This window comes from Peribacillus sp. SIMBA_075 (assembly GCF_046534585.1).
Genome location: NZ_JAWRYN010000078.1, coordinates 1 through 10,334 on the forward strand (window position 1 = coordinate 1; position 10,334 = coordinate 10,334).

Sequence of the window (10,334 nt, forward strand, 5' to 3'; positions counted from 1 at the left end):
TATGCGATGAAAGTTGCACCTACGGTGCGAGCAGGGGGAAAAGGGAACGATAACTTCAAACCCTTACCTATCTGCATCATTAACAGGGGTTGCTTCGGCAGCCCTTTTCTTATGGGTCTAAAGGACAAGATACCCAAATAAAAAATACATATTTACTATATTTTGGTAAAATGGATTGGAGGGAAGGGTGGGGAATCATGAAAAAATATTTAGGGATTATTTCGTTTACTTTAATTATCTTGGTTATTTGTTTCTTTGCTGCGAATATAACACGAGTAATTGATCCTGGAGTGACAACTTTCCGTATATTAATGATATTTGGAATCATTGTATCTTTCTCTTTTTCTTTTCTTAGTGAGAAAGGACTTTGGAGAAAATTTGCTTTAGGTCTTAGTATATTCGTTGGTTTCGTTTACTTTATAGCCGTCGAATTAATGAGAATAGTATTCCAGGGTAATGGATTTTAAACTGTTTATTCAACAAACAAGTGTGTTAGCTGAAGATTGGAGCAATCTTTAAGGCAGCCTTTTCGTATGGAACTATAGGGGCAGGTTAGTTGAACAAGCAATAATGATTGTGTAGGGAATTATGGTATCAGTTACAGGGATTTAATTCTATCGTAAATATCAAAAAGCCGAGACTAATTAATTAGTCTCGGCTTAGTTTCAAACAAAGTACAAAAGCATTTAAATGGATCTAGGATGCAAAATAGCACTAACAACCATTTATTCTATTTCCCACGATAAGAATAAAACCCTTGATAGATAAGGTGTTTCCTGAAGAAAAAGCGAGGAAGATAACCTGAAGGCCTTAGATAAAGGTTACAAGAAATAATCTGATTCTAAGATGTTTTTTTATTTATTTTAAACAACTGTTGATTCTGTAATAGGCTCAACTGCTCCTACTTCAGTTTGAACATCAAAAACAGCTGTATTTTTAATTTTCCCTACAAGAGTACCCGTGGTACTATCTAAAACACTTTCTGCTCCAAGAAACCAAAAATAATGATCTTCTACTTTACTAGGGAAATTTGCCCCAAAAGATCCTTGAACTGATAACAGTGCTTGGAAGCCCATCACTTCTTGCTTCATTGTTCCTACCATAGATACTTTTTTCTTACTTCTAGGAGGTACGGTAACCGTAACCGTGGACGAAGCTGATCTTGAAATTGAAGTAGAAGATGATTCTCCCACTGTTGTAGAAACTGAAAATTCTGCTCCAGATTCAAAAACTCCGAAAAAGAAATAGTTAATACTTGCAACATTCAAACTAGTACTATATAGTTCTAGTTATGACAAAGGTAAAATTAATGAATCAAAAACGTGTGATTGAAGTGGCGGCAACATTATTTTTAGAAAAAGGGTTTGCTTATACAAGTATGGATGAATTAGTGCGTGTAAGCAAAGTATCAAAATCTAATGTGTATTATCACTTTTCTAATAAGGAAGAATTGTTAGAAGGGGTCGTTGATTATTGGATTGAAACGTATCAGCGTGCCATTGATGAAATACTTTCTCAGAACCAATTATTAGTTGAAGATCGTGTCCAGCTGTTTTTAAAGCATTTATCACAGGGAGTTCAGTCAAGGGAGTATAAGGGTGGTTGTCCATTTATTACTCTTTATATTCAAAGTCCTGCACAAGCCACGCACATAAAAGAAAAAATAGGTCTCTTTTTTACAGGATTACAAACGAAAGTCTCTCTATTAATAAAACAAGGAGTAGAAAAAGGGGAGTTTAGAAATACGATTAATATTGACGAGGTAGCGGCACTTTTTATAACGAATCTTGAAGGAGCGCTATTTATTTCAGAAACATTGAAGGATGCAACTGTTATCAAGCAAACAGCAAACCATTTTTTTAACTTGCTTCGATAAGAGAAGCATTTTTTTTACATCGGATTAGTACTATATAGTACTAAAAAGGAGCGCGGATATGAGGACAATATTTTTAACTGGTGGAACAGGCTTTATTGGGAGGCAGTTAGTGGAGGAATTAACTAAAGAGGAAGTTATGATTTTTCTTTTAGTTAGGTCAAAAAGTAAGGCAACACGCATTTTTCAAGAAAAAGGTATTGTAAATGAGGCAGCCATGCACTTTATTGAAAGTGATTTAACGAAAACAGATTTAGGTTTAAGTGATGAAGATAAGGATAGGATATTAAAAACGGATGTGATTATTCATGCGGGTGGACCAATGGATATTAAAGCGACAGAGCAAGAGGCAGTTTCTGTAATTTTAAACGGTGCCAAGCATATCGGTGAATTAGCTAAAAGTATTCATCAATTGAAGGGCTTGCAGCAATTTATTCATATAGTAGGTTATATGAGCCCCTTGGATGATAAAAGTAGCATGGTTACGATTGATGTGTTTAAGGAAGGCAACGATTATTTGAAAATAAAAAATTCATATGAAAGAACAAAATTTTTAGCAGATCTTTATATTCGCCAGCAGGCATCTGAAATAGGCTATCCGCTTTCTGTGATTAATCCACCAACTGTAGTCGGCAGTAGTAAAACAGGGAGTACGGAGCAAGTAGCAGGCTTAGGCTTGCTTGTGACGAGTATGCGAAGAGGGCTATTGCCAGTTGTTCCTGGAGGTAAGGGGTATAGATTACCACTTATTTCAAACGATGAGCTAGCGAAGTTTATTGTGCAGGTTTTTAAGCAGGAGCAACCGTCTATTCAAACATATACACTTGTTCAAGACAAACAGCTTGATCCAAATATGTCTGAATTATTAGGAGTTATGTCAGAAAGTATGAATATGGTAGCACCTAAAATCTCTGTACCAATTCCTTTCATGAAGGCACTTATGAAAAGTGGGGTAAGTAAAATAACACAAATTCCATCCGATGGACTGAACTTTATTACAAATAGGAAGTTTTCAAATGATTCATCGAAAAAAATCATGGGAGGGGATTGGTTTAAGAAGACGAGTGTAATGAAATTTTTCCCAGCCGTCGTAGCGGATTTGGATTATCGCTTGATGTATCAAAATGACCAGCATAATCATGCATTTGAACGAACATTAATCGGAAACACTGTTATTTATCAAATACAAGGAGAGGGTAAGCCGTTTATTTTATTACACGGTTTATTGAGCGATGGAGAGGATTTATTTCCTTTAGGACTAGAGCTTCATGAAAAAACTGGTCAACCGGTATGGATCCTGGATCTTCCAGGTTTAGGACGTTCCCCTTTTAAACGAGAGAAAAACCTTCTGGATCTCTATTTGAATGTAGTGAAAGAGTTAATGGGGGAAGCTACTAATGGTGCACATTTGATTGGCCATTCCTTCGGTGCGGTAATTCTTCTGGAAGCATTAGTACAAGAGTACATTGATACGAAGAATACTATTACTTTACTTCAGCCACCTGTTGCAAAAAGAAATTCTAACTCGTTTAATGCTCCTCAATTTATGAACAAATGGGCGTTGAAATTGGCAACTGCTAATTTGATAGAGCGATATTTATTAGGTAATGGTCTGTTTGAAAGTACGGAGAGCATTCCGGAACATTATATTGCCAAAGTAAGTAGGAGCTTTACTTCACCTAGAATTTTAAATACAACGGTTCAGCTTAACAGTTTTCTATTGAAAGACTATCAGGGTGATTTTAATAAAGTACAAAGGTATAATCTTCATATTATTTGGGGAGATCATGATAGAAGCTATTTTGCTCCACTGCATCTTGGTAAGGTTGATATTGTTCCATATGGTCATCATTTCCCTCTTAGCCATCCGAGGGAAACGGCTGATTTGGTTATAAAAAATAGTAGTACTAGCAGATGATAGTGTGGGGTAAATACAAAAAAAGTGCGTAGTAAGATTGTTCGTTCAAAGTTTGGTTTAACATCATCGGTTGTCCTGTATCCAATAATAAAAGAAAATAGTATTTTTTGCTTGGATTAGCTTAATCATAGGTGCATTATCATATTGCTTCTTATGTATTTTCTATTAGGGGTAGTACCACATGCCCATCAAGCTAACAACATAAATTACAAGATACGAGTTGATCATTGTTTTAAAAAAACGAGTAATGAAAAAGCAGCCATGCCAAAAAAGCCTATTAAAACGAGATTTTTTGGCATGGCAGTTTGTCTATTCTTCACTGTCGTTTCATACACAACCCCTAGAATATCAAAGACGGTCATCTTCTTATACCGATGACATTTACGACCGTTCTTTTTGAGCAGCTGATAAAGGCGATGCAGAATTTTCAAAAGTTCTTTTGTGCCAACTGCTATCGCTTGAAACAGTAACGGAAAGTAATCTTTAATCATATAAATTGCTTTGTATTCACTCAGCTCCTGCTTTTTCTTTTCAAGCAGAAGCTGTCGCATTTGAAACATCGTAGAAGAACAGAGGAGAATGCCAATGAGTTGTCCATATAAATGGCACTCTAGGCGTTCTCTTTTAATGTTTTTACATTCATCTATTTCAAAGAATGACTTCCACGTTTTAAACAAAATCTCAATCTGCCAACGAAGTGAGTACAATGAATGCACGTAATTCGTCGGTATTTCTTCTAGCGACGTGTTCGTGATATATACATTCATGCCCATTAAACGTTTACTTTTATTCTTCATGACAATACCTTTCTTCTTTTCACGTATCGCTTGGTTTTTCAGTCGTGTTTGCGTTTGATCGTCAGTTAAACGATGGATAATGACACGTGCCGGAAGCTTCTGATTTTGGCCAATGTATGCCTCGGAGATTTCCATCGTTTCACCAGTAGTTAGACCAGACATCATTTGTGTCATATCAAGCTGGATGTATTCTGTTTGCTTTTTTAACGTGCCATTTTTGAAGTATTTTGGCTAGGGTTCTTGATATAAATGCGTATATTCAGCTTCAACCGCGAGATATAGTAAGCCTTTTTATCATGAATGACTTGTAAGTCTCCTAAATCGAAGTAACCAAGATCACGCAAACATAAATCGCCCTCCTCTACGGTTTCAAGGCAGATTGTACCGTATGTTTTATCATTGTTCTTTCCCGGTCCTAGCTGCACGTTTAAAAATTGGCCACTCAGTAAATCGTATTCCAATTGGACTTTCAAGCCTGCCGTATTACTACTCCCACCAGAGCCTTGATAATCGGTGGCGAAGGAATCAGGTAGCTGAAACACAGTTGCATCTAAAATCCGAATGCGTTCGAAAGATGAAATCATGTGTGAAGATAGTGAATGTGTCGCACAGAGTTTTTGTGTTAGGAGTGAAGTAAAGACTTCTCGGAGGAAAGCGACAGCTGTTGGATTAAAGCGTTAATTGAGTCCCTCTTGGCTCATTAGTACACCCGTCGAAGCCTCTAACCGACTACATAGTTGCGTAAGCGATGTACTAGCGACTTCTTGGCTGAGCCAAACGCAAAGGGCGATGAGTTCATTTGCTTGAAACTTACTAGATCGCTGCACAAAACCAACTTGTTTGGCGATAGGACTAATGGAGATAGAAATCGTTGTAATTCTTGTGCGAAAAGTGAAAGTTCACTGGAGATGATAGGATTCATAAAAAACACCATCCTTTCTCGTAAACTTCTTACGATAAGCATAGCGTTTTTCCATTTTTGGGGGTATTGTTTTAACTTAGCTTGATGGGCATGTGGCTGTACCCCTTTATGGAACTATCGGGGCAGGATAGTTCAATAGAGGTTATATTAATTATTATGTTGAATTTCAATACTTTAGCCGCCATTTTGTTTGGCGGTTTTCTATTGCTAATAAAAAAAGTAATAAAAAATATAATATTTTTTGTAACGAAATTACCTTGAATCGGATATATATAGAAAGGAGGAAAAGGCTTGGGAGAACTAGATGAAATTTATAGCAATTATGCCGAAGAAGTATTCAAATATCTAATGTATCTTTGTCACAACGCAGATTTATCAGAAGAACTAACACAAGAAACCTTCTATCAAGCTGTAAAATCCATTGATAGATATAATGGTGAATGTAAGATGTCAGTTTGGCTTTGTCAAATTGCGAAGCATTCCTATTATAAGCATCTTGAACGTAATAAGAAACAACAAAGACATATGTTTCAAGATGACACATTACATACTTCTCCTGAAGCTGAATTTATTCATTCGGAAGACAAAATTGCCCTATACCGAATAATACACTTACTTGAAGAACCATATAAAGAGGTTTTACTTTTGAGAATCTTAGGTGGCCTAGTTTCAAAGAAATAGGAGAAATTCAGCAAAAAAATGAAAACTGGGCGAGAGTTACTTTTTATAGGGCTAAGATGAAATTAAGGGAAAGGGGTAAGGATAACAATGGACAATAAATGCAATATAGTGAGAGATTTACTTCCATCTTATATCGATCATTTATGCAGCCAAGATAGTATTCATTTTATTGAGGAACATATGAAATCGTGTAAAAAATGTAGAGAAGTATTAGAAAGTATGAAAAATGATGTTGATTTTACCGATGAGATAGATGAAGTTTATAAAGTGGAAGTAAAGAGACCATTCCAAAAAGTATCCGGATTCTTCAACGGTCAAAAGAAACTGACGAATTATTTACTTCTAGCAACACTTTTCTCTTTGCTGTTTGGATTCATTTTTCTAATCCATTCGATTATAAAGTTTAGTGAACATAGAGAAGAAGTAACTAAGTTAGAAGTAGTAGAACAAGAAAAAGAAGCCATTATGGATGATGTATTTCATATTCTTGGAGCCTCAACAAAAGTGACTGAAAAAGAAGAAAAACAACTTCTTACAATATTTAATAAGTATAATAAAAAACTTAATTTGTTAGCTGTTTTTCCAGCAGCAGATATAGAAGATTGGTTACAGGAAAATGCTTCTGTAAAACAGAAACCTACAACGATCTATCCTATTAAGTACAATGAAGCTGCCATCATCATTGGAAATAAGGGGATTCTTAGGAAGAGTGATCCTATTACCCCTAGTGGTTACGATTTAGGAACTGTTGTGATGGCAAAAAATCGATGGGTCATTCAATATGAATATAAAAGTTCGTATGAACAGACAATTGAGAGACATCACCAATTAACCTATTACGGACCAAGCACGTGGAGTATTTTTCAGGCACCGATATTATTATTTACTTTATTTAGTGTTCTTTTGATATTTTGGATTAACTTAATGAGACAAAATAAACGTCTTAAAGATGTAATGGGATAATATATTTACAGTTCTTATTTTACTAAGAGCTAGTTCTTCAACTAACGGGTGCTTTACTTCAATAAGGGGGTTGCATTGGCAGCTCTTTTTCTTATAGAGCTATCGGGGCAGGTTAGTTGAATAAGCGTAAGTATTCGTACTGCGACATAGCAAAATAACAGCTACTGTTGTTTCTGTTTCTTTTTTGAAATTTGTAAAATTATAAATAGGGATAGTCGAATCACTATCCCTAACATTACATATGATTTCGATTAACGAGTTCTTCCGCCTAATTGTTGTTCAGCCATTTGCACTAAACGTTTTGTAATTTCTCCACCAACAGATCCGTTTGCACGGGATGTTGTATCAGCGCCAAGTGTAACACCGAATTCACTAGAGATTTCGTATTTCATTTGTTCTAGAGCTTGCTCTGCACCATTAACTACTAATTCATTACTGTTATTATTTCTAGCCATGTTGTCAGCTCCTATGAATGTAATGTGTTGCTAGTCATAGGTTTTGATATTGTTAAGAGTTATATACATAGAATTTAAAATAAATTAAGGCAGTGCACAGTTTGTGTCAACTATACAATAAGGCAGGTTGCTGAGGCTGCCTTAAAACATAAAGAAATTACTAAGAACTTCCTTAATATGGTATTATCTCCTTATTACCCAAGGAGGTCTTACTTTGAAGATTATGGATCTTGACGAAAATAAGTTAACACAAATTCTTCTTATGGCTCCAATTTTGGCTAAAAACGATAATCATCTGCAAATCAAAACCGCGATGAAAGAATATCCAATTACTCCTGGAAATAGTCTTGAGATTGAATTTGCTAAAGATTTATTTACTTTAACTACTGGGGAAATTATTAATAAGTGGTACGATGGAAACTTTGATATTACAGGTCTATTTTTTAAAAGCGACTGATTATCATAAGCCTATTAGGCCTATTTTTTTACAATAATGATTCATCTTTGCTATTAATGAACAGTTTGTGTCAACTCTACAATAAGTCTTTATGGAACTAACGGGTGCTTTACTTCATTTAGGGAGGGTTGCTGCGGCAGCCTTTTTCTTATAGCACTAACGGGCAGGATATTTGAGGAAGAACACGCTTGCCATGGCCACTATATGATCTTCCAAATCAGAAAGGTGTCCTGGAAATGAAAAAGCAACTCAATATACATACGAAGATTGATGTCTAACGATCTGAGGTTTTATAAAAGTTTAATCAAAATGTATCCCTAATAAAACATTGGATGTAAATACCAAATGGCTAAGTAAAGCCTTTTTAGAAACAAGTACCAAAATTCAAGCACATATTTTCACTCACACAGGTAACATTACTACTTGTACGATCATCCAAACACATCCCTTAGGAGGTTTTCATCATGGGCTTTTTTGATTTATTTAACGAAGAAGAAACTCAAAAGGAAACTCGAAAAAAGGTACGTGAAGTAGATCGCACTGCCGATACAGAATTTGCAGCAGAAGACGTACATCTTGATCTTCGTGCTGAAGAATTGGACATCGACAAACACCGTGTGGAGACTGGTGATGTGACGCTTCATAAGGACATTGTTGAGGAAGAACAATCAGTGAATGTCCCTGTTTTACATGATCAAGTCGTTATTGAACAAAGAGCCGTTGATCACGAACCAACAGATGAACCAATTACAGAAGAAGAAACGGTTCACATTCCAGTAACTGCTGAAAAAATTGATGTAGAAAAGCATACGGTCGTCACTGGTGAAGTCTCTGCTCATAGACGTTCGATTCAGGAAACAGAACAAGTACGCGACGTACTTCGTAAAGAAGTTGCAGATGTTGAATCGCATGGTAATACAGATATTATCAAAGAGGACTAATTGTGCCTACCTACTTAACTTTCTAGTTAAGTAGGTTTCTTTCCATCCTCATATATAAAAAAGAACTTCAGGAGGTCCTATGGGAAAGTATATTACTATTGGTGCGATAATCGGTAGCATAATCGGTTGGGTAACAGGTTTTACCATCGTAACAGGACTCGTTATAGGAGCAATCGTAGGCGGCATTAGTTATACAATGAATTCGAGAAGGAACATCGACAAACCGACTAAAAAAACAAATGAAATTAAAGAAAAAACGCTTCAATTACGAGAAGAGCAGCTGGAAATAAAAAAAACCCGAGTACAAACGGGGGAGGTAAAGGTTCATAAAGAAGTCGTAGAAGAACAGAAAACGTTCACTGTTCCTATTAAGCGTGAAGTATTAGTAATAGAAGCAGGAAATGAGGAAGACCTTCGAATTCCTCTGAAAGAAGAAGAAATTGAAATAAACAAACACCCCGTGCAAGTAAATAAAGTAATGGTTACAAAACGTCAAATAGAAGAAATAAAACAAATAAAGGAAAAGCTGAAAAAAGAAACAGCACAAGTTTACGTTACAGGTGATGATGCGGATGTCATAAAAAAGCCGCCTTCTGTAACAAAGGACTAAACCATTTCCCGCCTTATTCGGGTAGGACAGGTGAAGGCGCTAACCAACTCCTGCTCCTTTTATAACCTTCGAGGCCACCTTCGCCTCCAACAACCAACAGCGCTGCATTGATAACACTATTGCAGTCAACTTCATCACAATCGAATGAACTTTTTCATGTACCAGAGCCTCATCAGCCTACATAGATTGGTTTTCCCTTACTACCTAACTTGAGAGATTGTGAAAAAGTGTACTTAAACTAACGGGTACTATAGTTCAACAAGCTAAAGGCAGCAATTATAATCATTATTTTGTTCTTCCGCAATCGGGCGCTTTATTGCAAAGTACAGAGGTATTTGCACAAGATGGACAACCAAAAGTAGAAGATGAACAAACAAGTACTAATAACAGAGATCAATACAGATTTGTAACAAGAGAGGAACAAGACCGTAGAGAAGGTATGGTAGCTGAAGGAAAAGATGTTACCACAGTTATAACAGCAGAAGAGCAAAATATGGTAGAAAATAGTTCAGCTCAACAAGGGTTTGTTCCACAAGAAAATGGGACAGGTTTATATTTCGTAAAAGAGAATAAAAATAAGTTTAGTTATTAAACTAACAGGTGCGTTAGCTGAAGATCGGAGCTGTCTTTAAGGCAGCTCTTTCGTGCGCCCGGCATGGGTGCAATCTATAGGGTGGAAGTCCCGAATCATGAAGGCAGTAGTAGTGGTTAGCTTAA

General features: G+C 36.2%; 11 protein-coding genes and 1 pseudogene. 9 read left to right on the plus strand and 3 right to left on the minus strand.

The annotated features are described in order from the left end of the window. Positions 1-197 precede the first annotated feature (197 nt). The gene (locus SB775_RS26770; RefSeq protein ID WP_410864158.1) at positions 198-467 is read left to right on the plus strand and encodes a hypothetical protein; all 270 of its coding nucleotides are present in this window, start codon (positions 198-200) and stop codon (positions 465-467) included. 396 nt (positions 468-863) lie between these two features. Here the strand turns inward: SB775_RS26770 and SB775_RS26775 are convergent, their stop codons facing one another. Further along, positions 864-1,268 carry a hypothetical protein gene (locus SB775_RS26775; protein ID WP_410864160.1) on the minus strand — a complete coding sequence of 135 codons (405 nt, stop codon included), beginning with the start codon at positions 1,266-1,268 and terminating at the stop codon, positions 864-866. A gap of 41 nt (positions 1,269-1,309) precedes the next feature. Between SB775_RS26775 and SB775_RS26780 the strand changes: the two genes are divergently transcribed. Beyond that, positions 1,310-1,876, plus strand: a complete 567-nt coding sequence (locus SB775_RS26780) for a TetR/AcrR family transcriptional regulator (RefSeq protein ID WP_034314421.1) — start codon at positions 1,310-1,312, stop codon at positions 1,874-1,876. Between the two features lie 58 nt (positions 1,877-1,934). Next, complete coding sequence (locus tag SB775_RS26785) at positions 1,935-3,791, plus strand: alpha/beta fold hydrolase (RefSeq protein WP_410864162.1); 1,857 nt, start codon at positions 1,935-1,937, stop codon at positions 3,789-3,791. Positions 3,792-4,090: 299 nt separating this feature from the next. On the opposite strand, the pseudogene SB775_RS26790 reads toward SB775_RS26785, so the two are convergent. After that, a pseudogene (locus SB775_RS26790) lies at positions 4,091-5,510 on the minus strand (IS4 family transposase); the annotation flags it as partial. A gap of 291 nt (positions 5,511-5,801) precedes the next feature. Between SB775_RS26790 and SB775_RS26795 the strand changes: the two are divergent. Further along, positions 5,802-6,191, plus strand: coding sequence for an RNA polymerase sigma factor (locus SB775_RS26795; protein ID WP_410864164.1), 390 nt, complete (start codon positions 5,802-5,804; stop codon positions 6,189-6,191). A gap of 87 nt (positions 6,192-6,278) precedes the next feature. Then, on the plus strand, positions 6,279-7,154 hold the full coding sequence (locus SB775_RS26800; protein ID WP_410864166.1) for a zf-HC2 domain-containing protein: 876 nt from the start codon (positions 6,279-6,281) through the stop codon (positions 7,152-7,154). A gap of 251 nt (positions 7,155-7,405) precedes the next feature. Here the strand turns inward: SB775_RS26800 and SB775_RS26805 are convergent, their stop codons facing one another. Next, positions 7,406-7,609 carry an alpha/beta-type small acid-soluble spore protein gene (locus SB775_RS26805; protein WP_410864168.1) on the minus strand — a complete coding sequence of 68 codons (204 nt, stop codon included), beginning with the start codon at positions 7,607-7,609 and terminating at the stop codon, positions 7,406-7,408. Positions 7,610-7,823: 214 nt separating this feature from the next. Here SB775_RS26805 and SB775_RS26810 point away from each other — a divergent pair, with 214 nt between their 5' ends. The 4 genes from SB775_RS26810 to SB775_RS26825 all read left to right on the plus strand — a co-directional run bounded on the left by SB775_RS26810 (position 7,824) and on the right by SB775_RS26825 (position 10,209). Then, on the plus strand, positions 7,824-8,066 hold the full coding sequence (locus SB775_RS26810) for a hypothetical protein (protein ID WP_328132097.1): 243 nt from the start codon (positions 7,824-7,826) through the stop codon (positions 8,064-8,066). Positions 8,067-8,530: 464 nt separating this feature from the next. After that, on the plus strand, positions 8,531-9,007 hold the full coding sequence (locus SB775_RS26815) for a YsnF/AvaK domain-containing protein (RefSeq protein WP_251438303.1): 477 nt from the start codon (positions 8,531-8,533) through the stop codon (positions 9,005-9,007). A gap of 79 nt (positions 9,008-9,086) precedes the next feature. Next, positions 9,087-9,617, plus strand: a complete 531-nt coding sequence (locus SB775_RS26820; protein ID WP_410864170.1) for a YsnF/AvaK domain-containing protein — start codon at positions 9,087-9,089, stop codon at positions 9,615-9,617. 316 nt (positions 9,618-9,933) lie between these two features. Further along, entirely contained in the window at positions 9,934-10,209 is a 276-nt protein-coding gene (locus SB775_RS26825) for a hypothetical protein (protein ID WP_410864172.1), read from the plus strand. Positions 10,210-10,334: the final 125 nt, after the last annotated feature.